Origin of the sequence: Pontibacter ramchanderi, from assembly GCF_002846395.1 — a bacterium.
GTDB classification, from domain to species: Bacteria; Bacteroidota; Bacteroidia; order Cytophagales; family Hymenobacteraceae; genus Pontibacter; species Pontibacter ramchanderi.
The window spans coordinates 1,327,777-1,353,432 of the sequence record NZ_PJMU01000001.1 but is presented as its reverse complement, the minus strand read 5'-3'; the positions used below and the strand labels follow the sequence as shown (position 1 = coordinate 1,353,432).

Here is a 25,656-nt window from a genome sequence, read left to right as displayed (position 1 = left end):
AGCGAAAAGAAGCGCCTGGGGCAACGACCAGTTTTTCGCTGACATGGATGCATTTACGGCAATTTATTGCCCCAGGATGTAGGCGTCATAACATCAGTCGTCAGATGGTTGGATCCCTTTTTGTACCTTTTAAGGATGATTGTAAAGGTGGCCGCTAAATTATTGAGCAATAAAAACTTGGAGGGAAGCTGTTGGGTTAGGAGCTGGGCTAAAGAGCGAAATCAGTATCCTGGAGGCAAGATGTAGGATAATGTGCCGGTGTCAGGCAACTTGTGTTTTGGATTTTAAAGCACCGAAGGATTGCTTTAACATAATATAAAATAGGATAAATTAAATTTGTTGGAGATAGTTGGTGCGCAGTGATAGCGTACTGTAATTGTATTAAAAAATATTAAACTTTTTTACAACTTAGTTGTTTTGCTCCCCTTTAACAAATAGCTGCGCCTGATTCTTTTCATAATTTCTGTGAAATAGCTTCCGCTCTGCGGGCCGTAAAAGTTCATGGCACGCGTTTCATTTTCATCGAGCTTATAGTACCGGTCCGGCGTTATGTAACCGACATAGCCGCCATTGAAGCTGGTGACCATTACGGGTTGCCCTTGCTGCTCCAACTCAGGCAGCAACTCACCCGAGTAGTCGGCAGGTACGCCCAGCAATACTACCTCCCCAAGCTGCATGCTGTTCATATAAGTAGGGTATTTGCCGAAGAGCCAGTGAAACAGGGAAGGCGCCAAACGGTAATTGTCAGTCAGGCGCCATTGGGGTTCGGGCAGGAAAAGCCTGTGCCTGGAATAGCCGAGGCGGACTTTAGACTGCATCTCGACGGCGGGCAGTTTCCGTTTGATGGCGGCCGCCAGTTGCTGCCCGACGGCGGCTGTGCTCTGGTAGGAATCGCCATGGAGTGCCACTACCGCCTGACTGCCAACCGCACCAGCTGAAAAGGCAGCAAAATCCACAGTTTTTTCTAACTGGTCGACAAACTCCCCCGGGTAGTCGCGCGAAAGCACCGGATCCATGGAAGGCAGAATGGTAGGATGCGCTGCAAACGTAGCTAGAACAGCCGTTTTGCCAGAGGCCTGCTCTACTTTGAAAAACCGGACCGTCGTATCCCGACCAGCAAGGGAGCCTGTGAGGCGGTTGCGGACCAGGCGGGAAATATAAGCCTCGCCGTAGCCGAGCCGGGCAGCCTGCTTGTTTTGTCTGGCCAGCTGAATGCTTCGCACAATATGTGCCGCCGTTTGCTTTACGATTTGCTCGCTATACCTGCCGGCCATTACCCAGCCTATCAGCTTCTGTCCCCATCCTCCGAAACTGGTATGGGTGTGGGTAGCGCTCAGGTATACCTGCCCGGGTTTGAGCCCCAGTTCGGGATACGCCTTCTCCAACTCTGCCGTCACGGTCATGGGAGCGATCAGCATGTCCAGCGAAACAAAAAATACTTCGGTGTGGCCATTGTCGAAGGCGAAAGTGCGCACCCACACCGAGTCGTGCACGGCACTATACCTGAGTCCTCTTCGCTTGCCGTAGCCGGCCAGCGGGGAGCCGGCAGGGGGCGTGATATTCACCTTGGCCCACCCCACCTGCAGCGAGTCGCTCTCACCCGTAACCGGAGGTTGCTGCCCGAGTTCCTGCAGGGTAGCCCGGTAATAATCGGTCTGTGTGTACGGGGTGTGGTCAACGCGTTTCAGCAGGCAGCCCTGCATTGTGCAAAGCAGCAAACTGAGTAACGTCAGCAGGACAATATGGGCGTGTTTCCGGGATCTCAAGCGTACGAAGGTATAAAAATAATCAGCAAACAGCAGATCGGCCTTTCGGCAGCGCAGCCAATTTACCTGCTCAAGTTGTTTCGCTTTCAGGCAATATCACTTAAATTTGACGTTCCTTATCCGAAAAGGGTATTCCTTACTGAGAGAGGAAAATGTGGGAAGGATTATGTAAGGCTGTCTGTATACCCTGCTGACGCATCTTTTCCCGCCACTGTGTTGCTTATTTTTTACAAAAATACATGGAATTAAACGTTGACCACTTAATCAAGATTGCCACCGAGCTCTCCATCACCATCAAGCAGGTGGAGGCGACGGCAACCTTGCTCGACGAAGGCGCTACTGTGCCTTTCATTTCCCGTTACCGAAAAGAGGCCACCGGCTCGCTCGACGAAGTGCAGGTAGCTGCCGTGCGCGACCGACTGGAGCAGCTGCGTGAGCTCGACAAGCGCCGTGAGAGCATCCTCAAATCCATCCGTGACCAGGAGAAGCTCACACCGGAACTGGAGGAGCAGATCATGGCCGCTGAAACGATGGCCGTTCTCGAGGATATTTACCTGCCTTACAAGCCGAAGCGCCGCACCCGTGCTACCATTGCCCGCGAAAAAGGGCTGGAGCCACTGGCGCAGCGTCTGTTTGAGCAGGAAAGCTTCGATGTAACTGCTGAGGCGGCCAATTTTATCTCCGAAGAGAAAGAAGTGAAGGATGCAGAGGAGGCCCTGGCCGGTGCCCGCGACATCATGGCGGAGTGGATGAACGAGAACGCCGAGGCCCGTGCCACCATGCGTCAGCTGTTCGAGAAGAAAGGCACGTTCAAAAGCCGCGTAATGATGGGCAAAGAGGAGGAAGGCCAGAAATTCAAAGATTACTTCGACTGGGAAGAGCCGATCGAGAAAGCACCTTCGCACCGCATCCTGGCCATGCGCCGCGGTGAGACCGAAATGGTGCTGTTGCTCAGTGCACAACCCGATGAGGAAGAGGCGTTGGATAAACTCGAACGCATGTTCGTGAAAGGCAATAATGCCGCCTCTGAGCAGGTGAAGCTGGCCGCGAAGGATTGCTACAAGCGCATGCTGAAGCTGAGTATGGAGACGGAGGTGCGCCTCACCTCAAAGAAGCGTGCTGACGAAGAGGCTATCCGCGTGTTCGCCGACAACCTACGCCAGCTGCTGCTTTCTTCGCCACTTGGCCAAAAAACGGTGCTGGCCCTCGACCCGGGTTTCCGGACCGGCGTGAAGTCGGTCGTGCTCGACAAGCAAGGCAAACTGCTGCACAACGAAACAATATACCCACATACAGGTGCGCACAAGGAAAGCGAAGCAGCCCAGGCTGTCCGGTATATGGTGACCCGTTTTGAGGTAGAGGCCATTGCCATCGGTAACGGAACTGCCAGCCGCGAAACGGAGGCCTTTGTGAAGAGCCTGAAACTGCCAGCTTCGGTGCAGGTGGTGATGGTGAACGAGAGCGGCGCCTCTATCTACTCGGCCTCCGAGGTAGCCCGTGAGGAATTCCCGGATCAGGATGTGACCGTGCGTGGCGCCGTGTCCATTGGCCGTCGTTTGATGGACCCGCTGGCCGAACTGGTGAAGATCGATCCGAAATCGATCGGCGTTGGCCAGTACCAGCACGATGTGGACCAGACTGCTCTGAAGAACTCGCTGGATGACGTAGTGATGAGCTGCGTGAACGCCGTAGGTGTGGAAGTGAACACCGCCAGTAAACAACTCCTGACGTATGTATCCGGCTTGGGACCAGCCCTTGCCCAGAACATCGTGGATTTCCGCAACCAGAACGGTCCGTTCAGCAGCCGTGCCGAACTGAAAAAAGTACCGCGTCTGGGAGACAAGGCCTTTGAGCAGGCCGCAGGCTTCCTGCGAATTCGTGAGGCCAAGAACCCGCTCGACGCCTCAGCCGTGCATCCGGAAAGCTACCCGATCGTGGAGCAGATGGCCAAAGACCTGGGCGTGACCGTGCAGGACCTGATGCAGAAAGAAGAGCTGCGTAAGCAGATCAACCTGAAAAACTACGTGACTGATAAAGTTGGTCTGCCAACGCTGCAGGACATCCTGAGTGAACTGGCTAAGCCAGGACGTGACCCGCGCCAGACCTTCGAAGCCTTCAGCTTCACCGAAGGCGTGAACGAGATCAAGGACCTGCGCGAAGGCATGAAGCTGCCGGGCCTTGTAACGAATATCACTGCCTTTGGCGCCTTCGTGGATATCGGCGTGCACCAGGACGGCCTCGTGCACGTGAGCCACTTGTCAGACCGCTTTGTGACCAACCCGCACGATGTGGTGAAAGTAGGGCAGAAGGTAGACGTGACGGTGCTGGAAGTGGACGTGCCGCGCAAACGCATTTCCCTGAGCATGAAAGGCGACCCAACTGCAGCCCGACCAACCGGCGGTGGCAGCAGAAAAGGCGGTGCTAAAAAAGAAGAAGAGCCAGCCAATGATTTCGCAGCGAAACTGGCCATGCTGAAAGGAAAGTTTAAATAAGAGCTATACCTGATCCTAGTACAAAAGGAGCCCTGATTCATAGCCGGGGCTCCTTTTTTTGTGTCATATGTTGTTTTCTTAGCAATTGAATATGAGTTGAGTAGGTTCTCAGTTGCCTGATCAGGCAGCAATTGAAATATATCAAGTTTATTATATATTTTGAAACTTGAATATTTATCATGTGCTTTGTGCATATTTTAAACCAAACCATTTTTATGAAAATCAAATTTTTACTCACGTTGCTGTTTGCTGTAGGTATGGCCTTCACATCCATGGCGCAATCAGTTTCTTTTGGTCCACGAGTGGGCGCCACCTTCTCAAAGATTAGCCTGTCAGAAGGCGAAGACGATGAAATGGAAGATGAAATTAAGTATAACCCAGGCTTGCAGGTAGGTGCAGTGGCCAACTTTGCTATAAGCGAGCTGGTTTCTATTCAGCCAGAGCTCCTTTTTATGCAGAAGGGCTTTAAAATTGGTGACAGCGATGCTTACATTAAAGGCAAAAGCAACTACATCGAAGTACCTGTGCTTGCTAAAATCACTTTTGGTTCAGAGCAGGTGAAAGGCTTTGTAACGGGGGGGCCGACAGCAGGCTATCTGGTAAGCGGCAAATCGTCGATCAAATATGGTGACAACGAAGTGAGCGAAAGTTACGAGTTTGAAGACGAAGACAACAGAATGGAGCTTGGCGCAAGCTTTGGCGTAGGCTTAGCCTTTGGCGCGCTTAACCTGGACGTGCGCTACGGATTGGGCCTTACCAGCCTGTACGAAACGGAGTCTGGCGAAAGCAAATCCAGAAACCGCGTGCTCGGTATTTCAGTAGCCTACTTGTTCGGCAAATAAGCATACTGATTCGCAAGAATAGCAACAAGGCAGCCTCACAAGGGCTGCCTTGTTGCATTTAGGGCGTTCTGCTCAAGTACCAGTCCATTAAAGTCAGCCCACAGCAACTATAATAGACCCAAAGCACGTATCCATTAAAACGAAATAGAACAAAACCAATAAGCTATGGATACATTCAATCCCAATTATGCCAAAATGCTTCACACAGAGCATATATTTCCACCTGCTTCCGGGTCGAGCCACATCAATGTAAGCCGGCCGGAGCGCGTGCTTTCGGCGGTTGGCGGCGCGGCAATGGCGCTGGTTGGCCTGCGGCAATCCGGTACTTCCGGTATACTCTCAGCCCTTGCCGGGGGCTTGCTGCTCTTCAGAGGTTTTACAGGCTACTGTCCTCTTAACCAGATGATCGGGCGCGACACGGCCGAAAATGAAGATATATCGGTGGACATCATCAAGACCATTACCGTGGAGCGGCCCCGTACTGAGGTATACCAGTTCTGGCGCATGCTCGAAAACCTGCCCAAGTTTATGCAGCACCTGGAAAGCGTGCAGGCCAACGGTCCGCAGCGCTCGCATTGGGTAGCCAAAATACCGGGCGGTGTCGGTACCGTGGCGTGGGATGCGGACATTATCAGCGAAAAAGAGAATGAGCTCATTGCCTGGCGCTCGCTGCCCAATGCAGACATCGACAATGCCGGCGAAGTGCGCTTCTCTGATTCCCCAGACGGGCATGGTACCATTGTGCAGGCTGTGATTTCCTATAGCCCACCGGCAGGTTCGGTAGGCGGCTTGGCGGCCAAAATGCTGAACCCGATGCTTAAGAGCATGGTGGAGAAAGACCTGCGCTACTTTAAGCGTTACATGGAAACAGGAGAGGAGGTGCACAAGCATCACCAGCCATTGGGTGCAACCTGATCGGTAGGTATAGCGCTTCAGAATTCACGCTAAAAAGCAGGTATGGCCATGGGCTATACCTGCTTTTTTTGCTGCTGCCCGAAACAGATTTTTGTAAACTATTGTGTTACTTGTATATTGGTATGTATAACAGCCAGTTATAAATGAACAAACTATGGAACACGGCTTTGCTGCTAGTGCTGCTGGCCGGTTTTTCGTGCAAGCAAGCACAGGACATAAAGGCGTTTACAGAGGCAAGGTATAGCCTGCAAAATGTGCGTGACGTGAAGCTCAACGGCATGGACATAGAGCAGCGTATTCAGGAAAGGCGTGGCTTTTCGAACGAGGAGCGCGACAGTCTGCTGGCCGCTGTCACCAGCCATACCCTGGAGGTAAGCGCTACCCTGGCCCTGCATGTAACGCTGCAGGAGAAAAGCGAAGAAGAAAGGAACCTGACCATCACGCGCATGAAGTGGCTGCTCGAAGTAGATGGAGAGGACGCACTGACCGGCACGATTGACGAGACCATGGTATTGCAGGAGGGCATGAACTCATTGCCAATCGCCACACCTGTCGGCCTGGCTAACGACGGCAACCTGCCCAACTACACCGGTCTGTCCCGCTTGATCACCCTGCTGGGGAAAAAGGTGGATATACGGCAGCATGTCACCCTCAAGATCAAGCCAACGATCAAAACACCCGTGGGGAACGTGGAATCTCCGGCCTATATCACTGTGAGTAAACCGACAGGTATAGTCGCCTTTTTCAGGTAAAAGAATTCAGGTAGACGCGAAGCAGGTATGGCAGTGTGCTATACCTGTTTTTTTATGGCAACTGCTTCGGCAGGTATAGGCGCTGGCTGCCGCCGCGAAAACAGTTGCCCAACGAGTAGACCGGCTATGCTGGCAGCCAGGCCGTAAAGTATAGGATTGACTTCCGTTTGCAGATAAAGGCACAGCAACCAGCCGCCCATACCTGCTAAGATGGAGACATTGGCGGCCAAGGCAGTCGCGCGTTTCCAGTACAGGCCAGCTACCAGCGGCACAAACAGCGACACCAGGCTCAGAGCAGACGACTCGCTCACCAGTTCGTAAATATTACTGCGCAGCAGCGCCATACCGAGCGCCACAGCCGCCACAATCAGCACGCTGATACGCGATAGCAGGAGCATTTGCCTGTCGCTGCGCCGGCCGAGCAGGGGGCGCAGCATGTTTTCGCTGAGTACAGCAGCCGGGGCCAATATGCCGCCGCTGGCCGTGCTGATGATGGCTGAGATCAGAGCACCAAAGAAAAGTACTTTGATCAGCAGGGAATCCAGCCCCATGATCAGGCCGGGAACCAGCAACTGGGCATCTTCCTGCAACAGCTGTGGCTGCAAGGTGCGGGCATACAGGGCCAATAGCAGCGGCATAAAGGCTACTGTCAGGTATAGCACACCTGCAGCCAAAGAGGCAGCCACCGCCACCTTCTCCGACCTGGCCGACATCACCCTTTGTAAAACATCCTGCTGCGGAATGGAACCGAGTCCGATCGTGATCCAGAGGGCTATGTAATTGAGCCAGGCTGTAGGGCTATGGTTAGGAGGTGTCATCCGGAAAAAGCCGTCGGGAAGCGAGGCTGTTACCTGCTCCAGCGGCATGCGCTGCAGCAAGGTATAGGTAATGAACACGAGACCGCCAATGATCATCACGGTCTGCACGAAGTCGGTGATCGAGACAGACCACATGCCACCCATGTAGGTATAGCCCACCACAATTACACTGCCTATAATAATGCCTAAGGCCGTAGAAATGCCGAACACCTGGTTCATCACTATTCCCAGGGCCACCAGCTGCGCCGCGATCCAGCCGAAGTAGGAGATCACCATAAAGAAAGCCGCGATCTGCTCGGTGGTGCGGTTGTAGCGGACGCGGTAGTAGTCGCCGATGGTGAGCAGGTTGAGACGATAGAGTTTCCTGGCGAAGAAAAGCCCGACCAGCACCAGGCAGAGCGCGGCGCCAAAGGGGTCCTCGATCACGCCGAGCAACCCGTGTGATGCAAATTCCGAGGAAGCGCCGAGCAGCGTTTCGGAGCCAAACCAGGTGGCAAACACCACAGCGGTGGAGATATAGAAAGGCAGGCTCCTGCCGGCTAGCAGAAAGTCTTTGGTGTTGTGTACCCGACTCGATGCCCAAAAACCCACCCCAATGTTGAAGAACAGGTAGAGGATCACAAAAATTACCAGCATGCCTCAGATTCAGTCGGGCTAAAATAGAAATAATTCGGGCAGCTGCCAAAAAGCCTCTTTGTCATAATTTGGGTGAAATTCTGGCAAAGTACTTGCATTGTGGGGTATACCAGCTTCCGTCCGTTTTTCGTTTTGGATATGCTGTGTTCGTTTAGCTACAGAAAGGGAAATATCATGAATCGATTGAGTAAACTAAGCCTGGCCCTGCTGCTGTCTCTGGCTCCGCTTTTGGGTTCGGTGGCGGCAACAGTACCCGCCCCAGTGCTTTATGCAGCCACCAAAGCCGCGCCCCGTGACGTAATCGGTGAGATAATCGATGTGATTGGGCTGAAACCGCGCTTCGAGGTGCGCGCTGCCAATATCGAGAACGCTGCTGCCGTGATTTACAACGGCAAGCGCTATATCTTGTACAATGAGCGCTTTCTCGACGCGATCAACAACGCCGTGCATACCGACTGGGCTGGCGTAAGCATTCTGGCGCACGAGATCGGGCATCATCTGAACGGCCATACCTTGTCGCGTCAGGGCAGCAACCATGCCGACGAACTGGAGGCCGATGAGTTCTCTGGTTTTGTGCTCCGCAAGATGGGGGCGAGTCTGGAAGAGGCGCAGGCTGCCATGAAAGTGCTTTCAGATGAGCGAAGCTCTGCCACACATCCGGGTCGCAGCTACCGGCTGGCGGCCATCAGCAGAGGGTGGGGCAATGCCGATGCCCAACTGCTGGCCAGCGCCAACGGGCAATCGCGTGTGCAGCAGCCCCTGGCCGGCAGCCAGCCTCCCCAGCAACCACGCGAACAGGTACGGCAGCAGCCAACCAGAGGAAACACCGTATCGAGAGGGCTCGACAGCCAACTGGTGCTCCGCCAGGTCGTATTCAACAACGCGCCAAGTGAGCAGTTCTTTCTTACCACGCGCCTGCAACTGGTGCATATGACAGAACGCGGCGCCCGCATCATCGGCAAGCTGGCCCGCACCAATAACCGCGACTATCCTTTTTATTTCGAGAGCGATTACCTGCAGGGCCTGTTTGTAACAGCCAACGGGGTGCTGGTGAATCAGCGCGGGCAAACGGTGGGGCACTTTAGCTAAAAATTAGTAGTGGCACCATAATAATGAGTAGACGGTGCCGGAGGCTTTATGCAGTTGCAGCAGGATTCTATAACTTGCAGCTCACCATTAAGCCACCTAAAACTATGAAACCTGCAAATTTTTGGCCTCGGATGCTCCTGCTCATCCTGCCAGTACTCCTCCTTGCCTCCTGCGACGACGAAGCGGATTGTATCCGGGGAAGGGGCGATGTGGAAACCCGCGAGTTTAACCTGGATGCGGTGAACGGACTGCGAGTGAACGGCGATACCCGCGTATTTGTTAGACGAGGAGCCACGCAGCGCATCGAGGTGAGGGCACAGCCAAACGTGCTGGACGCGATCAGCACCAATGTATCGAACGGCGTGTGGGACCTTAGCCTGGACAGATGCCTGCGCAGCCATAAAACGATAGAGGTGCAAATGACAGTGCCAGAATTGCGATCTGCTGAACTGATCGGGTCGGGGCGCATAGAGCTGCTGGATGAATTTGAGACGAATGATTTCCTGGCTGTGCTCGATGGCTCAGGCCAACTCCGAATAAACGTGCTTGCCGGCAGAATAACCAGCAGGCTGACCGGTTCGGGCAGCATCGACCTTGCAGGGGAGGCGGGTGCACAGGAAATCAGCCTGTCGGGCTCGGGTAACGTAAAAGCCTTTGGTCTGCGCAGCGGAAGTGCCGGTGTAAACCTCTCGGGTTCGGGAAACGTGGAGGTGCATGCAGCCAACGAACTGGCCGTAACGATCTCCGGAAGCGGCAATGTGTATTACCAGGGAAGTCCAACTATTAACTCAACTATTTCAGGCTCAGGCAAAGTAATAAAGCGCTGAGCAATACAGAACAGATGAACAGAAAAATCAATCTCCTAAGTTTTGCCCTGTTGCTAGGTATAGCCTTGTTCGCATTCTCGTGCGGCACCAAGAGCGATGTAGATGCTTTTAAAGAGGCAAAGTATAGCCTGTCGGGTATTAATGAAGTGAAGCTGAACGGCGTGAATGTGTTGAACAAAAAGCGACCCGAGGACTTCTCATTCAGCGAGGCCGCCTTGCTGCTGTCGGCTTTCTCTGACAATAACCTGTCTGCTTTCTCAAGCCTGGGGCTGAATGTAGAACTGGACGAAGCCAACCAGGACCGCAGCATGACCGTGACCAAACTTAAATGGCAATTGCTGCTGGATGGCAAACAGACACTGAGCGGGATCGTGGATGAGCCGGTTGAACTCCGGCATGGTCTGAATACCATCAATGTGCGTACGCCCATCAAACTGGCTGAGGAAAACGGCAGTTCCGGTTTGAACAACCTGTTGCGACTCGTTGCTATGCTTTCTGAGAAGGAGGGGGGCAGCCGACCGGATATATTGCTACAGATCAAACCCACTATCCAAACCTCAGTAGGTCCGGTAGAGGTACCTGCCTTTATTGATGTAAAGAAAATGTAAGGAATTAGAATACAATTGTTTGAAGGTTTAAAACGAGCCGGTCAGCTGACTGGCTCGTGCTGTTTTGGGCCATTAAAACGATATCCTGAAGTGCCAGAAAGGGTTTCTGCAATTTGTTTTAAAATAATTGTAACATTTGCAGCCGGTGAACGTAAGTGGCACACTCCTTGTTTAAATCACATCTGACAACCATTTGTAAGACCATTAGAAAAGGAACGAACATGGAATTCGATGTAATTGAAGCAAACGATTTGCAGGCCCTCGTAAACAGAGTACAAGACTACGTGAAAACTGGCTGGGTGCTGAAAGGTGAGGTATTTGAGAAGGACGGAAATTATACGCAGGAAGTGGAGCGACGCGTAGCGGAGCAGAAGAAAGCTACTGCCCGTCAGAAAAGCTGGATCTCGTGGCCTGTTGTGAACAGCTAATATTCTTTAGAGACACCCTGGCGATTTTGTAGTAAATTTGCATAAAATAAGGGCTATGAAACGCTATCTCTCCTTTGTTATACTACTTGTTTGCGGGCTCCAACTCTCTGCACAAGCCCAAAAAGCGGTGCTCGACCCGCAGCAACTGCTACGCGATGTACAGGTGCTGTCCGCCGATTCGATGGCAGGCCGTTTGAGCGGCACCGAAGGCAACCGAATGGCGCAGGAGTACATTGAGAAGCGTTTCAATGAGATTGGGCTGGAAGCCTATAACAAGAGCTACCGCCATACTTTCCGGCTGGAGGGCAGGGGTTTTGTAGTAGAAAAAGCCGTCAATTTAATCGGCTTTATACCTGGCAAAACCGACAAAACCATCGTCCTGACAGCGCACTACGACCATGTGGGCGAGCGAAAGGGCGAGGTTTTTAATGGGGCCGATGACAATGCCTCAGGTGTGGGTGGCCTACTGGCTGCGGCTGCCTATTTTAAGAAAAACAAGCCTTACTATACTTTGGTATTTGCTGCGCTCGACGGCGAGGAACTGGGCTTGCAGGGAGCCAATGCCTTTCTTGAGCATCCTCCGCTGGCACTGGAGCTAATTCAGCTCAATGTGAACATGGACATGCTCAGCCTGAACGAAAAAGGTGAGCTCTATGCCAGCGGGGCCTATCATTACCCAGCACTGCTGCCCCTGTTGCAGCAGGTGAAGCCCCGGCCAAAGGCCAGCCTGCTAACAGGCCACGACCGGCCGGAGCAGGGGAAAAACGACTGGACCAGGCAGTCAGATCACTATCAATTCCACAAGCGCCAGATCCCATTCATTTATTTCGGCGTTGAGGACCACGCGCACTACCATAAGCCCACCGATGTGTATGAAAACATCAACCATACTTTTTATCCGGATGCGGCTGCTTTGGTAATCGATTTTGTGAAGCTTCTCAACAAGAAACGCCCGGCTCTTCTCGCAACTGATTCAGAGACTGGTGCTTAATCTCCTTTGTGAAGAGTCGCTAAATTAACTCCGAACACATGCAGGTATAGCTGTAATCATTTTATCATGGCTATATTATAATGTATTCATAAATTTTGATGATCCTTTCTTTTAGCCTTGCGTAGATAGGGGGAACGGGCCCGACTCAGACAGTATCAGGGCTGCGTGCCACACAAACCTTAAAGAGAAACCTGTCTGAAGCATGAACAGGAGCACATACTTTCTTCTACTACTATTCTCGCTCACCATTTTAGTTTACACTACCGCTCAGGCGCAGGATGGTGTTATACGTCGGATGGGCATTAGCAAAATTCCGGAGCGTGGTCTCGTTATCCAGGCTGGTGCAGGTGTAGCAGCCATAAAGAGTGACGTATGCGGGAGTTATGGTTGCAATGACATTGGCTCTGCCTTCGGTATAGGAGCCTTGTTTAAGTATAACCCATTCTGGTCAGTTAGTGGCGAAGTAGAATATCTCAAATTGAAGGCGGTATCGAAGGATTCTAAAAATATTACTGTTGAGTCAAGGGTTATAGATGTGTCTGGGATGTTGGTGTATAACCTGATGGACAGCTATGCCGGTTCCAACAACTATCGCTCCCTTCGCAAACGTTTTGCCGTGCCTTTTGTGAAGGGCGGGGGAGGCTTCGTGTATTACACACCTAGTTCTTATCCTACAAATAGGCCTCCCAATTCTGATATTACTTATGATCGCCTGCGCTCGTACCCAGCCATTGCTGGTGTAATTACAGTTGGTGGTGGTATGCGCTTCCGTTTTTCTGATCAAATTAGTGTGGCACCAGAAGTTATGTACCACTTAACTACCACAGACTACCTTGATAACAACAATCAAAGTTTGAATAATAAAGATCACTACGGTGTAGTTTCGGTTAAGCTGCTGTACACACCAATGCCGAAGAACGAAGTGTTTACGAGCAAGAAGCAGGGTATAAAGCCCTTCAAGAAGAAAAAGTAAGCCCCGCTATACCTATGCGTTCCTAACTAAAGGAACCTACATACCTTGCCTTCCCGTACAGGAAATAGCCAGCATTGTTTGTATTGTGCTGGCTATTTTCGTTATACCTGAAACCCATGAAAACAGAACAGAAAAGAAACCTCTGGTGGCTGGCCGCCGGAGCAGGCGCATTGCTTATGGCCCGTGCCATTTCCCGTAAACTGAATGCCTATAGCTTCCGAAACAAGACGGTGCTGATAACGGGCGGTGCCCGTGGGCTGGGCTTTGTGATGGCCCGGCAACTGGCCAAAGAAGGGGCCCGCCTAATATTGTGCTCGCGCGACGAAATGCAACTGGAAGATGCCCGTATGGAACTGGCCGGCAATGGGGCCGAGGTCATGGTGCTCCCATGCGATGTAACCCAGCAGGCGCAGGTAGAACAGATGATTGGGCGGGTACAGCAGGAATTCGGGCAGATCGATGTGCTGATCAATAACGCGGGCATCATCACGGCGGGTCCGTTGGAGGAGATGACCGTAAAAGACTTTGAGGAAGCCATGCAGACGCATTTCTGGGGGCCGCTTTACACTACGCTGGCCGTGCTGCCCTCCATGAAAGCCCGTGGCGGTGGTCGGATCCTCAACATCGCCTCGATTGGCGGAAAGCTGGGCGTTCCGCATTTGGTGCCTTACAGCGCCAGCAAGTTTGCTCTGGTTGGGTTATCCGAAGGCCTGCGTGCGGAGTTGAAGCAGTACAACATCACCGTTACCTGTGCATCGCCGGGCCTGATGCAGACGGGCAGTCCACGGCACGCCAATATCAAAGGGCAGCACGAGGAGGAATACACACTGTTCAAGATCGTTGACTCGAGCCCAGTTACGTCCATCAGCGCGGAAAGCTCCGCCAAATCTATTCTGGATGCCTGCCGCCACGGCGATGCGGAAGTGGTCACTTCTATACCCGCCAAGATCGGGGCGTTCATACACGGCATCTCCCCGGAAACCACAACTGATATCTTCGCCATACTCAACCGCATGCTCCCTGGGCCAACCGGCGAGCAGCGGGCCAAAAAAGGCTACGAGAGTGAAACGCCGCTTTCTATGTCGGGCCTGACGGAGCGCACACAAAAGGCGGCATTCCGAAATAACGAACTGTAGCAATTAACTATACCTGATGGCGGGCTATACCCTGGCTTTGCCTATCTTTACCCTTATGGAAATCAAGAAAAGAGAAACGGCCTACGATGGCTATTTCAAGATCTATAAACTGACGGTTGCGCAAAATGGCCATACCTTTACCCGGGAGCAGTTTGACCGGGGCACCGCTGTGGCCGCCATGGTGTATGACACCGAAAAACAGCGCTACATTCTGACCCGGCAGTATCGGGTCGGCTCTGAGTCGGAGCTGGTGGAAGTGGTCGCCGGAATGGTAGACGATGGCGAAAACCCGGAGGCCAGCATTGCCCGCGAGATTGAGGAAGAAATCGGCTACAGCGTTGACAGCCTGAAGCACCTGCATACCTTTTACTCATCGCCGGGCGGCACTACCGAAAAGGTGCTGTTGTACTATGCAGAAGTGTCGCACCAGCATGCTGCAGGAGGTGGCAAGGACGACGAGCATGAAGACATAGAACTGGTCAGCTATACCCGGGAAGAGCTGCTGAAAGAAAGCTTTGCCGATGCCAAGACCATTATTGCACAACAGTGGGTGCAGCTGCAAGGCTAGGTGTCCATTACACAGGCATAGAAAAGCCTCAGTCACCGTTTCCAGGTAGCTGAGGCTTTCTCGTTTTAGCAGGCTTATTTTACCGCCCCGGGTTTGAGCTTGCCGGCAAACACTTTCCTGAACTTCTCCACTTTCGGGCGGATCACAAAGCTGCAGTATGGCTCGTGGCCGTGCGTGTTGAAGTAGTTCTGATGATAGTCTTCAGCCGGATAAAACTCTTGCAGCGGCTCAATCGTCGTGACGATTGGGTCATCGAAGGCGCCGGAGGCGTCGAGTTCCTTCAGGTATTTTTCGGCTTTTTCACGCTGCTCGTCGTTGTGGTAAAGCACGATAGAGCGGTACTGCGGCCCGATGTCGTTTCCTTGTCTGTTCAGGGTAGTCGGGTCGTGGGTTTTCCAGAATACTTCCAGTAGCTCGTCGTAGCTGATGGTATCCGGGTCGTAGGTGATCTGCAGCACTTCGGCATGCCCTGTCGTGCCTGAGGTGACTTGCTTATAGGTAGGATTCTCCAGGTGGCCGCCCGCATAGCCCGACTCCACTTTCTGAACGCCCGCCAGATCCTGAAACACGGCTTCGGTGCACCAGAAGCATCCTCCTCCAAATGTCGCTTTTTCCATTCTGTTCGATTTAGTTAAAGTATAGCCTCTTCTTCAAAAGTAAGTGTGCTATACCTGTGCAAAGGTATAGGTACTAAACCAAAATGTCCTCCTTTGGTTTAGTTACGCATGTTGCGCATGGTGCTTTGGGCGTCGGCGGCACCCTCCAGGGTCAGGTATTCGGCCTGCAAGGCTCTGATCTTGAGTTTATCGCTGTTCGAGATCTGGTTCTCCACTTGGCCGCGTCGCTGGTTGAGCTGCCCGTACACATTGTCCACATAGTCCCAGTCGTTTTGCGTCCAGTTGCGGCGCTTGGCCCTGATCACACCCATAAAGGTCAGGTAAGCTTCGCGCATGTCCTGTGGGGCGATGCTCTCAATTTCCTGGAATTCGCGAAGCAACTGCTCTTCCCATTGCTCCAGCTCGGCCTGGTCGAGCGGAGTGTTCAGGCGTCTTTCCTGCCTGTTCTCCCAGCGTTCGTAGCGCTCCTTCAGGCGGGCGTATTCTGCTTTGGAGTCGGCTGAAAGGCTGTCCAGGTTCTGCTCTATCTCCTCAGATCGTTTCCTGAAGTCTTCTTTTATACCTGGCATCTCGCGCTGTATGGCCGTATCGCCACGTTCCACTTTCTCGTTCATCCAGCCACGCAGCGATTCGAGGCGCTCGCCCACGGTGCGACCGGTGCGCTCCACGCGGGCCGTGTCGGCGGGGACGTCTACGGTTATCTCTTCTGTTTCCTGCGCGGTGCGGTTGCCTTCGCAGCCCCAGAGCAGCAAAGCAGACATCGCACCGGCGATCAAGGTTGTTCTATTAACAATCATTTCTTTTTCACAGTTTTAGGGTTGGTGTTCTCAGGCGGTGCCTGTATCTGCCATAATACGCAAAGCAATCCTACAAGATACTTATTACGGTTTAACGGCCAACAAAGGCTTGTCTTTGCTGATGCCATGGCCATACTGGTAATGCCTGTTTACGGTAACGGGCAGCTTGCCACGGGCAGGTATTTTGCCGAACAGTAATTTGGCTGCTGCCACCTGTGCGTGCTTGTGGGCTTGGTAGGCCAGTATGAGCACGCGGCTCTTGTGTATGTCCGGAAACTGGTTCAAGGTATAGGGGTTATCAAACAGCGTGATGACAGAGCGGTTGGAGCGGGCCAGTTCTGTCACAAATTGCGTAGCCTCCTTCGAGTAACCCAGTCGGTTGCTGGGCGCCACACTCGGGCCATAAAGCCCCACCAACACCAGGTCGTAGCCTTTCAGTTTCTGCCTGAGCTGCTTTATTTCCTTGGCGTTGGCCTTCCGGGATATCACAAAGTCATCACCAATGCGACCATACTTGTTAACCTCACGTTGGAAAATGCTTGGCCGCACCGCACCAAAGGAGAGCGTGGCAATGCGCTGGCGCTTTTTCTGTCGGATAGGCAGAAAGTTCTTCCGGTTGTTGAGCAGGGTCATGGCGGCTTCGGCCAGGGCGTGGTTGGTACTATCGGCTATACCTGGGTTCAGGTCTTCGTAAAGGTTTTCCAACTCAATGGGCTTATACCTGTCCAGCCCCACCCAGGCTTTGGCAGCCAGCATTTTCTTGCAACGTCGGTCAATTTCCTCCTGCGTAATGTAGCCTTCGGCAATGGCATGCTGTATGGCCTGTATGGCTTTCGGAACGCTGTTGAGCCGCTCCAGCACATCGTTGCCTGCAATCAGGGCGCGCGCTTCCGCCTCGCCCGGCGGGAAGAATTTGGTAACTCCCTTCATCACCATGGCATCTGTAAAGACCAGCCCCTTGAACTCCAGTTGGTTTTTGAGCAGGTTGGTCACGATGGGTTTGGAGAGGGTAGAGGGTAAGTTAAGCGTGGTGTCGAGCTGCTGCATGTGCATGTGCGCCACCATAATGCCTCCGATGCCGTGCTTGATCAGTTCCCGGAAAGGGTATAGCTCCAGTGAGTCGAGGCGGGCGCGGTCGTGCGGGATAATGGGCAGGTCGTAATGCGAGTCCACATCGGTGTCGCCATGGCCTGGGAAATGCTTGGCCACCGCAATGATACCGTTTTCCTGCATGCCCCGCATATAGGCCAGGCTTTTGGCGGTCACGTCCAGTTTGTCTTCGCCAAAGGCGCGGTAGCTGATGATGGGGTTCTGCGGGTTGTTGTTGATGTCGGCCACGGGGGCGAAGTTGACGTGCATGCCCAGCCGTTTGAACTCCTCCGCCACTTCGGCGCCCATGCGGTAGATCAGGCCATTGTCCTCTATGGCGCCCATCATCATCTGGAACGGATACTGCACCGTGCTGTCGAGTCGCATGCCCACCCCAGTTTCAGCGTCCATCGAGATCAGGAGCGGCACTTTGGAAGCGGCCTGCAGGCGGTTGTTCAGTACGGCCTGCCGCACAGGCCCTCCCTGAAAGTAGATAACGCCTCCCACTTTATACCGCTTTACCAGGTTCATCACATCGGCCTCATACTTGGGCCCTTTGTTGGAGAACGCCTCGATGATGATCAGCTGGGCGATGCGCTCCGCCGGACTCAGCGTATTGAAAACGGAATCAACCCAGGGCGATGGGCGCTCGATCGCCTCGATCAGGGAGTTTGGTCGGGTATAGGGCGCCTCCTCTGGAAAAAACTCACGATGCACCTCCTCATTGCTTGCATAAGATGCCCCTTTAGTGTCTGTGCTCTCGCAGGAAGGCAATAGCAGAAGGCAGCAAAGCAGACCAAGGTATAGATAGGTAATCGGGTGAAGAGGGTTGACATGCATGGTACGCGTGGTGAAATCACCTTTATTGCTTCTCACTTTCGGGTTAGGTTTAGGACTACAGGTCTTATACGCTTCAGGGCATAGTTGAAATGGAAGTGATACGGTATAGAACGTGAAAAGTACGGATAACGCATACGAATTTTGCCCGGCAGCCTGTATCTTGCTGTTGTGCGGGTGCTGTTTCTTTACGATCTGACAGTACCCTTGCACGTATAGCCTGACACGACACAGCAGGAGAAGAATTGCCTTCTCCCCACGAAGCCCTATGATGCGAGCCACTCCATTGCAAAGCCCCGAAAACCTGAAAGCCGAAAATGAACGCTTTGCCTATAGTTTTCTGCCAGGCGCCTTGTTTGTGGGCCTCATCTGGCTGGTAGCGCTTCTCTCATACCTGAACGATGTGAACCTGGTCTGGCTGGGCATCCACCCGCGCGATTTCCTCGGGTTGGTTGGCGTTTTCCTGGGGCCGCTCATCCACTCCGGGCTCATCCATTTGCTTTCTAATTCGTTTCCGCTGGTGCTGCTTTCGGGCTTTATCCTGTTTTTGCATCGTTCTGTTGCGCTGCGGGTGTTTGTGCTGGTCTACGTACTCAGTGGACTGTTCACCTGGTTCATCGGCCGCGATGCGTATCATGTGGGCGCCAGCGGGGTTGTGTATGGCCTGGCGGGTTTCCTGCTGTTCAACGGCATCGCGCGTCGCGACAGGGCGGGTCTGGCTGTATCGCTGGCCATTCTGTTTCTGTATAGCGGTTTATTTTACGGCCTGTTTCCTTCAGAGGAGCGCATCTCCTGGGAAGGGCACCTGGGCGGCCTACTGACAGGACTTGTTGCGGCCGTGCTTTACGGCGAACACATCGATAAGAAGCAGCCTGCTATACCTGCAGAGCCACCACTCAGCCAGAATGAATATACGGCGCAGGAGCTACACCAAAGCAGTACGCTCGGCGCAGTGCGCTATACCTGGCGCTATACCCTGGCGAGCGATGAACCTGCTAGAAAGTATGACCAAAAAGCCCGGCTTCACCCTAAAACAGGTATGCTGGAGCCCTAACCCAGGCAGACTAACCTACGTCTAAACACAGAAACGAGCACCTATGTCGCAAAATACAACCGCCCCCCAAGTAGAAACAAAGCAGAGCAAATGGCCCTTAATGGTCACGGCAGGCATTGTCGCCTTGCTGGTGCTGGCTTACTTCGTTTTTCCCGGTTTTCAGGCCAATATTCAAGAAGGCTGGGAGGTGCTGACGAGCGGGGAAGAAAAGCGCATTTCCAGTTGGGTGGAGCAGTTCGGCTTTTGGGGACCTTTCTTCATTATCCTGGCAATGGTGGCCCAGATGTTTCTGTTAGTGGTGAACGTGGTGGCCCTGATGCTGGTGGCCATTATTGCGTACGGACCGGTCTGGGGCTCGGGGATTGCCATTGTGGCGGTGCTGGTTGCCTCCACCATCGGGTACCTGATTGGCCGCGGTCTCGGCGAAACGGGCGTGCGCAAAATCATTGGGCACAAGGCAGAGGAGAAGGTGTGCGGTTTTGTGTCGGACTATGGAATTTGGGCCGTGATCATTGCGCGTATTTCTCCCTTCCTATCGAATGATGCGGTTAGCTTTGTGGCAGGCCTCACTAAAATGGGCTATCTTAAATTTATAGGGGCCACTGTGGCAGGCATTACACCGCTCACTATACTGCTGGCCTGGCTCGGGGAAGACAAAGACCGCCTGATGAACGGATTGATCTGGGTTGGAGGAGCAAGCCTGGTCGTCTTTATTGGCTATGTCGTCTACGACAAGTATTTCAAGAAAGGGCAGTAGCCTCAGGGCCCGTAGGCCGGCTCTGATCATTAAATGAGTAGGCTTTATAAATTACAATTAGGATCATAGTAAATGGTTTATTTGGGTATGTTTGTACACCTTTATAATGAAACTATTGTAATTTATTTTATGAAAAATTAGTGACATTTGTCGTTTTCTCTGGATAACAATTTTCCGCTATTCCTTTCGAATTTTGAATTCATTGCCCGTATTTAGGCATTTTTAAGACTTTATTCTACAGCCTTTAACAGTCCTAGATTCATGCAGTGCTTAAAACCTATTTTCTAAACTGGCCGTTTAAGCGGTTTATTGTTATAGAAATGATGTTTCACGAAATGGATTGCATATGTTTAGGGTCAAAATACTAGCAGTAGTGATTTCCATTTATGTCACTTTTTTCGATGAAATGGCGATATTCAACCCAGAAGAATCAAGCCCTCCAAGCGAGGAAAAAGCACAGGAACTGTTATCACCCCGACTCATAAAAAAAGTACAAGATTACCCCAGTTACCCCGATTATCCGGAAACCTTCACCGTAACGGCCACAGTCTACTACCCCGAAAAAGGCCAGACAGACGGAAACCCCTTCATCACAGCGGACGGCTCCCGCATCAACCCCAAAAACCCTAAAAAACACCGCTGGATTGCCCTCTCACGCGATATGCTGGCGCGCTGGGGTGGCGACATTCAATATGGCGACACCGTTTGGGTGCGTGGGGTTTCAGAAGAGCTGGACGGGCAGTACATTGTCCGGGATACCATGAACCGCCGCTTCCGCAACCGCATCGATATTCTGGTGGGACGCAAAGACAACATCTACGGCAGGTGGGAAAACGTTAAAATTGCCAAATCAGAATTTTCCGACGAAAGCGAGATAAATTTCCAGCCAAGTGACTTTGGTTTTGCCATGAGGGATTAAGCTTGCCTGGTATACAGGTATGGATCGAAATTGCTAACTTCAGGTTTGTAAAAGCCATACCTATGACAAGACAAGAAGCCCGCACCATACTGGAGCAAATGACAACCAGCGAAAGCCTGCTGCGCCATGCCCGTACCGTGGAACTCGTAATGGAGGCCTACGCCAACAAACTGGGCGAAAACCCGGAAGCATGGGCCATCGCAGGGCTGCTGCACGACGCCGACTACCAGGCCTACCCGGACAGGCACCCGAACGTGATCGTGGACATGCTGCGTGAGAAAGGTGAGGAGCACATTGCCCACGCCATATCGGCGCACTATACCCACTGGGGCGTGCCCTACGAAACCACGCTCGACAAAGCCCTGATCGCCTGCGACGAAATAACTGGTTTTATTGTGGCCTGTGCCCAGGTACGTCCCCAGCGCCTGGAGGGATTAACGGCCAAATCGGTGATAAAGAAACTGAAGACAAGCGGCTTTGCTGCCTCTGTTGACCGCGAAGAGGTGCGCATAGGCGCCGAACTTTTCGGGGTGAACCTGAACGAGCACATTGACTTTATTATTGGCGTGCTGCAACAGCATCAGGCTGAGCTGCAGCTAGCGCCTATAACGCAAAACGAAGCCTGAGAACAGGTGCTGCAAGATTCAAGGGCCGTGTCGGTGCATGTTGTTGCGCCGGCACGGCTTTCGCTTTAGGCCAGGTAATATTGCAGGGCTTCCAACCCTTTGGCATTGTCCTCGGCTTCCACTATTTCATCAATCACAAATTGGATCTCCTGCTCGCTCCAATGCTCTTTCTCGGCTGCTTTCACAAACAGGTTGATGGCGGCGTAACGGTTTGTGCCCGCAGGTATAGTAGCTTTTACTTTCTTTCGGATGTTCATGTCGCTTTAGCTTTTAACAAGATTACGCATGGGTTTCTACAAAAGCAATTAATGGATTTGCATTTCGGCCGAATGGACAGCCTCTGGCTTAGTGACACGAGCTCAGGTCCGCAATTTCATTTTCTTGATTAACTCTGGGCCGGAGACATCGTTACTATAAGCTATACCCCTGCACGAACGGTTGGCTTATGGAGAAAGAAATTTTTACAATGGACCAGATTGCGGAGTTGGATAACCTCACCATCATGCATTTTGCCGCGCCCATAATCGTGGCCTCTGTGCTGCTAGAGTGGTACGTAGGCATCCGGAAAAAAAGAAACTACTACGAAAAGCGCGACTTTCTGGCGGCCGTAGCGATTGGGGTGGGGAGTGTGGTGCTGGGGGCCATGCTCAAGGTTACGCTCTTTTACATCTCACTGGAGATCTACAATGCGGTGCCGTGGGCTATCCCACGATCCTGGTGGGGCTTTGCGCTAGCCTTTGTGCTGGTGGACCTTTGCAGGTACTGGGCGCACCGCATCTCGCACGAGCAGCGCTTCTGGTGGGCAACGCACGTCACGCACCATTCGTCTGAGAAAATGAACTTCTCCGTCTCGTTTCGCACCGGCTGGACCCAGCACATCAAGTTTCTATTCTTCCTGCCAGTGCCTTTTATGGGCTTCGACCCTTTTACCTTTTTCGTGTGTCACCAGTTGGCTGTGCTCTACCAGTTTTGGGTGCATACCGAGCTGGTGCGCAGGCTTCCCGCGCCCATCGAGTACATCTTCGTGACACCTTCTCACCACCGGGTTCATCACGGCTCCAACCCACAGTACATCGACAAGAATTACGGCTCAACTTTCATCGTTTGGGATCGGCTGTTCGGTACTTTTCAGCAGGAGGAAGAGGCCCCCGTTTATGGCCTGACCAAGCCTGTTAACTCATTTAACCCCATCTACCTGGTGTTTCATGAGTGGGTGGATATTTGGAAAGACCTGCGGCACGCCCGTTCATTCCGGGAGGCATGGGATATCCTGTTCAAGCCGCCCGGAGCCATCGTGACGGCCTACCAACGGGAGCAGGAGGCACTGGGAGCACAGGAGAATGAGGTGTTGGATGATGCGCCCGCCTTGCATGTGGCTTCGGCTATACCTGGCGAGGGGGTATTGGAGCAACAGATTAGCCCGACCGGGGGTAGGCAAGTGGGCTAAAAGAAAAAGCATGGCCTCCGCCATGCTTTTCTGTTTGGGCTACACTTGGCAGCTTAGTAATTGTTATCGTACTGCTGGCCCTGGCCTTGACTGGGGTTGCTTCTGGCTTCGCGCGGCACACCCATTTTCTCTTCGCGTCGTGACTGGTACTGGGCAAACTGCTGCTCAGTGAGGATATCTTTGATCTGTGATAGTCTGGTCTGGCTGATGATGTCCATTTGCTGGGCCAGCTTAGGCGGATTATCGCGGTATTTCTTGCGTGCCTCTTCTGCAAACTTCATGCTGCTGCGGTTCACATCCTTCAACTGAGCCGCCTGCTTTGGGCTCAGCCGCAGGTTTTTCACCATACCGGCGGTTATCTCATCGGCCCGCTGCTCGATGGTAGTCGGGGCACTCTGGGCGGTTCGGGCCTTTTGAGCGGGTGCTTGTGCCAACACTGCGGTGGCGGTAAAGGCAAAAAATACTGCAGCAAAAACTGACTTTTTCATATCTCTTTTAAAGCTTATCATCGGTGCTTTCTTCTCTATCAAATACTGTTCCGGTATTTTGGCACAAGTCTATTTGCAACACGGCCTGTCTAGGTATAGTTTCTATACCTGTGTGCTTAGCAATTAACGCTATGACTCCGAGTGGAAGTATACCTTGTAGAAATGCATGCCGCGCTCCTGATCGAAGCCGCGCTCTACGTACTGCTCACTCTGCTCCGGGTTATACCCGCTGAACTTGATCTCGATCTGGGTATCGAGCTTGATGAAGTTGCGAAACTTGCGCTTCATGTTCTTCACCGTGTTCTTGTTGATGGCAAAATCCGTGAAGCCTTCGATGTCGCGCTCCTCGGCAAAGGCCTGGGTATAGTTCTTAAAGCGCTCTGCCGTCTCCGGCTCGTCGATCACGCTGCTCGTAAACTCCTCCAGGTCAAAGGTCTCGCTTTTGGAGAAATAGTCCACGGAGCGGCTGATGAAGTCCACCTGCGCTTTTTTGCTGTCGGTCTGGGCAAACACCTCCTCCGAGAAATCCTTGCAGAGGTTGAGCGCCGTTTTGGTGTTGAAGTTGGTGTCCTTGAGCTCGGTTACGTGCAGGAAGTCCTCTTTCCAGAACACGGCGTCGGTGCTGTTGGCGTCCACGATCTTAACCCGGAAACCGTCTTCGGCCTCGGTGTTGAAGATCAGGCAGCCCTTGTCCACGCTCTTGATGTTCACCCCGAAGTGGTAGTTCATGCTCAGGTCATCGTTCTCTTCCTGAAAGGTCAGGAAGGTGTCTTTGTTCTCCGACTTGAAAATGCCGATCGCATCCACAATGTCGTCTTCCATCACGCACCCTGAGAGATGCACCACGTAAAGCTCGCCGCTTTTCACTTTGGGGTGGTCCGACTGCTCGTACAGGTGGTTGAGCACATGCACCGAATACTCCAGAAACTTTCGGGGCTCCGTGAACATCAGCGCCGAGTAGGCGAACATTTCATTCAGGGCAAGGTCGGAGGTATGGTGGAAGCGGAAAAACTCCTCCTGCTTAAAGGGGGCCAGAAAGTAATTGGTCAGCAGATCCGTCAGCTGCTCGTCGCGCAAGTCGACGAGTTCTTTCGAAGCGATCACGCCTTCTTCCTTTGCCTTGTTGCCTACCCGGTGCACGGCCAGCCTGTTCAGCCGCACCTGTCTTTTATCATTCATCTGCCTGTTGCTTTATACCTGTCTTCGTCTTGGAGCCATGGGGCTGCAAAGGTAAGGTGTAACTATACCTGCGGGCAAATACACAGCATCATTAAATGCGCTTTATTTTAAGCAGTTTTCTTCTTTTGAAAAATATTTTAATTGCTAACAGATTGATATTTAATTATTTATAATTGATAATGAACTTTTTTGGAAATTATTTATAACAAATTGGCACGGTTCTTTCATTCCATCCGGCAAGCAGCGCAGCTTGGAGTTTTAGTATTCAAAATTTAAGGATAGGAGTGATGAAAAAGATATTTTTACTACTGGCCGTCGTTCTGGGGATAGCGGCTACTCGGGCAAATGCGCAGCAAAAACAACCTGTGCGCATCGGTATAAAAGCAGGCGTGAACATGGCCGAATGGCAAGGCCAGACTGTGAACAGCGCCCAGGATCTGATGGATATGACCAACGGCTCCCTAAACCGCGAAATGCGCGAAGGCTTCCATGTGGGTGGCGTGGTGTCTATACCTGTGGCACCTGGTTTCGAGATTGAACCGGGCCTTTTATACTCACAGAAAGGTATGCGCCTGACAGGTAAAATTCCATTGGAACAGTTCGATTTCCTTAATGCGGGCGTTACTGTAACCAACAAAGCCGAATACATAGACCTCCCGATACTGGCCAAAGTGTTCATCGGCGACGGCTTCCATATTTTTGCGGGTCCGCAGTTCTCATACCTGGTTTCGAACAAAGTGCAGGTACGGGCCGGCGCCCTGGGCTTTAACGCCCTGAACCAGGAGTGGGATGTAAACAATGGCTTCCGTGAGTTGGATGTGGCGGCCACCGGAGGTATAGGCTACCGTTTTGCCAGTGGTTTCAACATCAGCGCCGGCTACGACTACGGCCTGACCACCGTGGATTCCAACCGCAACTTCGACACCTTCAACCGGGTGATCAAGGCTTCTGTAGGATTTACTTTCTAAAAATAGATGATTGGTTAAGTATTACTGTTTGTAGATG

At 52.5% G+C, this 25,656-nt stretch carries 26 protein-coding genes; 18 read left to right on the top strand and 8 right to left on the bottom strand.

All coding sequences use genetic code 11. The features are described 5' to 3' along the window. Positions 1-401: 401 nt before the first annotated feature. A complete protein-coding gene (locus tag BD749_RS05680; protein ID WP_245868772.1) occupies positions 402-1,766 on the bottom strand; it encodes a neutral/alkaline non-lysosomal ceramidase N-terminal domain-containing protein in 1,365 nt (454 codons plus the stop codon). A 239-nt stretch (positions 1,767-2,005) separates the two neighbouring features. Here BD749_RS05680 and BD749_RS05670 point away from each other — a divergent pair, with 239 nt between their 5' ends. The 4 genes from BD749_RS05670 (at position 2,006) to BD749_RS05655 (ending at position 6,767) form a co-directional block, all read left to right on the top strand. Then, positions 2,006-4,258: a Tex family protein gene (locus BD749_RS05670; RefSeq protein ID WP_101443363.1), complete on the top strand. Its 2,253-nt coding sequence runs from the start codon at positions 2,006-2,008 to the stop codon at positions 4,256-4,258. Positions 4,259-4,473: 215 nt separating this feature from the next. Further along, on the top strand, positions 4,474-5,100 hold the full coding sequence (locus BD749_RS05665) for a porin family protein (RefSeq protein ID WP_180336325.1): 627 nt from the start codon (positions 4,474-4,476) through the stop codon (positions 5,098-5,100). 165 nt (positions 5,101-5,265) lie between these two features. Beyond that, positions 5,266-6,015 (top strand): YgaP-like transmembrane domain, encoded by a 750-nt coding sequence (locus BD749_RS05660; RefSeq protein ID WP_101443361.1) that lies wholly within the window; start codon positions 5,266-5,268, stop codon positions 6,013-6,015. 143 nt (positions 6,016-6,158) lie between these two features. Further along, entirely contained in the window at positions 6,159-6,767 is a 609-nt protein-coding gene (locus tag BD749_RS05655) for a hypothetical protein (RefSeq protein ID WP_101443360.1), read from the top strand. Positions 6,768-6,805: 38 nt separating this feature from the next. On the opposite strand, the gene BD749_RS05650 is transcribed toward BD749_RS05655, so the two are convergent. Beyond that, positions 6,806-8,221 carry a sodium:solute symporter family protein gene (locus BD749_RS05650; protein ID WP_101443359.1) on the bottom strand — a complete coding sequence of 472 codons (1,416 nt, stop codon included), beginning with the start codon at positions 8,219-8,221 and terminating at the stop codon, positions 6,806-6,808. A gap of 174 nt (positions 8,222-8,395) precedes the next feature. On the opposite strand from BD749_RS05650, the gene BD749_RS05645 reads away from it, so the two are divergent. From BD749_RS05645 to BD749_RS05610, 8 genes are all read left to right on the top strand, one after another. After that, positions 8,396-9,310, top strand: coding sequence for a M48 family metalloprotease (locus BD749_RS05645; RefSeq protein ID WP_245868769.1), 915 nt, complete (start codon positions 8,396-8,398; stop codon positions 9,308-9,310). Between the two features lie 104 nt (positions 9,311-9,414). Next, complete coding sequence (locus tag BD749_RS05640; protein ID WP_101443357.1) at positions 9,415-10,137, top strand: head GIN domain-containing protein; 723 nt, start codon at positions 9,415-9,417, stop codon at positions 10,135-10,137. Positions 10,138-10,151: 14 nt separating this feature from the next. Beyond that, positions 10,152-10,745, top strand: coding sequence for a hypothetical protein (locus BD749_RS05635; RefSeq protein WP_101443356.1), 594 nt, complete (start codon positions 10,152-10,154; stop codon positions 10,743-10,745). 221 nt (positions 10,746-10,966) lie between these two features. Then, positions 10,967-11,173, top strand: a complete 207-nt coding sequence (locus BD749_RS05630; RefSeq protein ID WP_101443355.1) for a DUF1737 domain-containing protein — start codon at positions 10,967-10,969, stop codon at positions 11,171-11,173. A 55-nt stretch (positions 11,174-11,228) separates the two neighbouring features. Further along, entirely contained in the window at positions 11,229-12,164 is a 936-nt protein-coding gene (locus BD749_RS05625) for a M28 family peptidase (protein WP_101443354.1), read from the top strand. A gap of 202 nt (positions 12,165-12,366) precedes the next feature. After that, on the top strand, positions 12,367-13,137 hold the full coding sequence (locus tag BD749_RS05620; protein ID WP_245868766.1) for an outer membrane beta-barrel protein: 771 nt from the start codon (positions 12,367-12,369) through the stop codon (positions 13,135-13,137). A gap of 116 nt (positions 13,138-13,253) precedes the next feature. Further along, a complete protein-coding gene (locus tag BD749_RS05615) occupies positions 13,254-14,273 on the top strand; it encodes an SDR family NAD(P)-dependent oxidoreductase (protein WP_101443353.1) in 1,020 nt (339 codons plus the stop codon). Positions 14,274-14,328: 55 nt separating this feature from the next. Then, the gene (locus BD749_RS05610; RefSeq protein ID WP_101443640.1) at positions 14,329-14,841 is read left to right on the top strand and encodes an NUDIX domain-containing protein; all 513 of its coding nucleotides are present in this window, start codon (positions 14,329-14,331) and stop codon (positions 14,839-14,841) included. A 74-nt stretch (positions 14,842-14,915) separates the two neighbouring features. Here the strand turns inward: BD749_RS05610 and msrA are convergent, their stop codons facing one another. The 3 genes from msrA to BD749_RS05595 form a co-directional block, all read right to left on the bottom strand. Beyond that, a complete protein-coding gene (gene msrA, locus BD749_RS05605) occupies positions 14,916-15,458 on the bottom strand; it encodes a peptide-methionine (S)-S-oxide reductase MsrA (protein WP_101443352.1) in 543 nt (180 codons plus the stop codon). A 98-nt stretch (positions 15,459-15,556) separates the two neighbouring features. Then, a complete protein-coding gene (locus tag BD749_RS05600) occupies positions 15,557-16,255 on the bottom strand; it encodes a hypothetical protein (RefSeq protein ID WP_101443351.1) in 699 nt (232 codons plus the stop codon). Positions 16,256-16,339: 84 nt separating this feature from the next. Next, positions 16,340-18,220, bottom strand: a complete 1,881-nt coding sequence (locus tag BD749_RS05595) for a glycoside hydrolase family 3 protein (RefSeq protein WP_245868764.1) — start codon at positions 18,218-18,220, stop codon at positions 16,340-16,342. A 229-nt stretch (positions 18,221-18,449) separates the two neighbouring features. Here BD749_RS05595 and BD749_RS05590 point away from each other — a divergent pair, with 229 nt between their 5' ends. From BD749_RS05590 to BD749_RS05575, 4 genes are all read left to right on the top strand, one after another. Further along, entirely contained in the window at positions 18,450-19,235 is a 786-nt protein-coding gene (locus BD749_RS05590) for a rhomboid family intramembrane serine protease (RefSeq protein WP_101443350.1), read from the top strand. 43 nt (positions 19,236-19,278) lie between these two features. Next, entirely contained in the window at positions 19,279-19,992 is a 714-nt protein-coding gene (locus tag BD749_RS05585; RefSeq protein WP_101443349.1) for a TVP38/TMEM64 family protein, read from the top strand. Between the two features lie 406 nt (positions 19,993-20,398). After that, positions 20,399-20,911: an RlpA-like double-psi beta-barrel domain-containing protein gene (locus BD749_RS05580; protein ID WP_101443638.1), complete on the top strand. Its 513-nt coding sequence runs from the start codon at positions 20,399-20,401 to the stop codon at positions 20,909-20,911. Between the two features lie 62 nt (positions 20,912-20,973). Then, entirely contained in the window at positions 20,974-21,537 is a 564-nt protein-coding gene (locus tag BD749_RS05575) for an HD domain-containing protein (protein WP_101443637.1), read from the top strand. Positions 21,538-21,602: 65 nt separating this feature from the next. Here the strand turns inward: BD749_RS05575 and BD749_RS05570 are convergent, their stop codons facing one another. Next, complete coding sequence (locus tag BD749_RS05570) at positions 21,603-21,794, bottom strand: hypothetical protein (protein WP_101443348.1); 192 nt, start codon at positions 21,792-21,794, stop codon at positions 21,603-21,605. A 188-nt stretch (positions 21,795-21,982) separates the two neighbouring features. Between BD749_RS05570 and BD749_RS05565 the strand changes: the two genes are divergently transcribed. Then, positions 21,983-22,984: a sterol desaturase family protein gene (locus BD749_RS05565; RefSeq protein WP_101443347.1), complete on the top strand. Its 1,002-nt coding sequence runs from the start codon at positions 21,983-21,985 to the stop codon at positions 22,982-22,984. A 53-nt stretch (positions 22,985-23,037) separates the two neighbouring features. Here the strand turns inward: BD749_RS05565 and BD749_RS05560 are convergent, their stop codons facing one another. Together BD749_RS05560 and BD749_RS05555 are read right to left on the bottom strand one after the other, a co-directional pair. Beyond that, positions 23,038-23,472 (bottom strand): hypothetical protein, encoded by a 435-nt coding sequence (locus tag BD749_RS05560; protein WP_245868761.1) that lies wholly within the window; start codon positions 23,470-23,472, stop codon positions 23,038-23,040. A gap of 129 nt (positions 23,473-23,601) precedes the next feature. Then, on the bottom strand, positions 23,602-24,651 hold the full coding sequence (locus tag BD749_RS05555) for a nucleoid-associated protein (protein ID WP_101443345.1): 1,050 nt from the start codon (positions 24,649-24,651) through the stop codon (positions 23,602-23,604). A 287-nt stretch (positions 24,652-24,938) separates the two neighbouring features. Between BD749_RS05555 and BD749_RS05550 the strand changes: the two genes are divergently transcribed. Continuing rightward, a complete protein-coding gene (locus BD749_RS05550) occupies positions 24,939-25,619 on the top strand; it encodes a porin family protein (protein ID WP_101443344.1) in 681 nt (226 codons plus the stop codon). The last annotated feature ends 37 nt before the right edge of the window (positions 25,620-25,656 follow it).

Excerpts from the sequence above, each read along its gene's own strand:
- BD749_RS05670 (WP_101443363.1), top strand. The coding sequence starts at position 2,006 with ATGGAATTAAACGTTGACCACTTAATCAAGATTGCCACCGAGCTCTCC.
- BD749_RS05665 (WP_180336325.1), top strand. The coding sequence starts at position 4,474 with ATGAAAATCAAATTTTTACTCACGTTGCTGTTTGCTGTAGGTATGGCC.
- BD749_RS05660 (WP_101443361.1), top strand. The coding sequence starts at position 5,266 with ATGGATACATTCAATCCCAATTATGCCAAAATGCTTCACACAGAGCAT.
- BD749_RS05655 (WP_101443360.1), top strand. The coding sequence starts at position 6,159 with ATGAACAAACTATGGAACACGGCTTTGCTGCTAGTGCTGCTGGCCGGT.
- BD749_RS05650 (WP_101443359.1), bottom strand. The coding sequence starts at position 8,221 with ATGCTGGTAATTTTTGTGATCCTCTACCTGTTCTTCAACATTGGGGTG.
- BD749_RS05645 (WP_245868769.1), top strand. The coding sequence starts at position 8,396 with ATGAATCGATTGAGTAAACTAAGCCTGGCCCTGCTGCTGTCTCTGGCT.
- BD749_RS05640 (WP_101443357.1), top strand. The coding sequence starts at position 9,415 with ATGAAACCTGCAAATTTTTGGCCTCGGATGCTCCTGCTCATCCTGCCA.
- BD749_RS05635 (WP_101443356.1), top strand. The coding sequence starts at position 10,152 with ATGAACAGAAAAATCAATCTCCTAAGTTTTGCCCTGTTGCTAGGTATA.
- BD749_RS05630 (WP_101443355.1), top strand. The coding sequence starts at position 10,967 with ATGGAATTCGATGTAATTGAAGCAAACGATTTGCAGGCCCTCGTAAAC.
- BD749_RS05625 (WP_101443354.1), top strand. The coding sequence starts at position 11,229 with ATGAAACGCTATCTCTCCTTTGTTATACTACTTGTTTGCGGGCTCCAA.
- BD749_RS05620 (WP_245868766.1), top strand. The coding sequence starts at position 12,367 with ATGAACAGGAGCACATACTTTCTTCTACTACTATTCTCGCTCACCATT.
- BD749_RS05615 (WP_101443353.1), top strand. The coding sequence starts at position 13,254 with ATGAAAACAGAACAGAAAAGAAACCTCTGGTGGCTGGCCGCCGGAGCA.
- BD749_RS05610 (WP_101443640.1), top strand. The coding sequence starts at position 14,329 with ATGGAAATCAAGAAAAGAGAAACGGCCTACGATGGCTATTTCAAGATC.
- msrA (WP_101443352.1), bottom strand. The coding sequence starts at position 15,458 with ATGGAAAAAGCGACATTTGGAGGAGGATGCTTCTGGTGCACCGAAGCC.
- BD749_RS05600 (WP_101443351.1), bottom strand. The coding sequence starts at position 16,255 with ATGATTGTTAATAGAACAACCTTGATCGCCGGTGCGATGTCTGCTTTG.
- BD749_RS05590 (WP_101443350.1), top strand. The coding sequence starts at position 18,450 with ATGATGCGAGCCACTCCATTGCAAAGCCCCGAAAACCTGAAAGCCGAA.
- BD749_RS05585 (WP_101443349.1), top strand. The coding sequence starts at position 19,279 with ATGTCGCAAAATACAACCGCCCCCCAAGTAGAAACAAAGCAGAGCAAA.
- BD749_RS05580 (WP_101443638.1), top strand. The coding sequence starts at position 20,399 with ATGGCGATATTCAACCCAGAAGAATCAAGCCCTCCAAGCGAGGAAAAA.
- BD749_RS05575 (WP_101443637.1), top strand. The coding sequence starts at position 20,974 with ATGACAAGACAAGAAGCCCGCACCATACTGGAGCAAATGACAACCAGC.
- BD749_RS05570 (WP_101443348.1), bottom strand. The coding sequence starts at position 21,794 with ATGAACATCCGAAAGAAAGTAAAAGCTACTATACCTGCGGGCACAAAC.
- BD749_RS05565 (WP_101443347.1), top strand. The coding sequence starts at position 21,983 with ATGGAGAAAGAAATTTTTACAATGGACCAGATTGCGGAGTTGGATAAC.
- BD749_RS05560 (WP_245868761.1), bottom strand. The coding sequence starts at position 23,472 with ATGAAAAAGTCAGTTTTTGCTGCAGTATTTTTTGCCTTTACCGCCACC.
- BD749_RS05555 (WP_101443345.1), bottom strand. The coding sequence starts at position 24,651 with ATGAATGATAAAAGACAGGTGCGGCTGAACAGGCTGGCCGTGCACCGG.
- BD749_RS05550 (WP_101443344.1), top strand. The coding sequence starts at position 24,939 with ATGAAAAAGATATTTTTACTACTGGCCGTCGTTCTGGGGATAGCGGCT.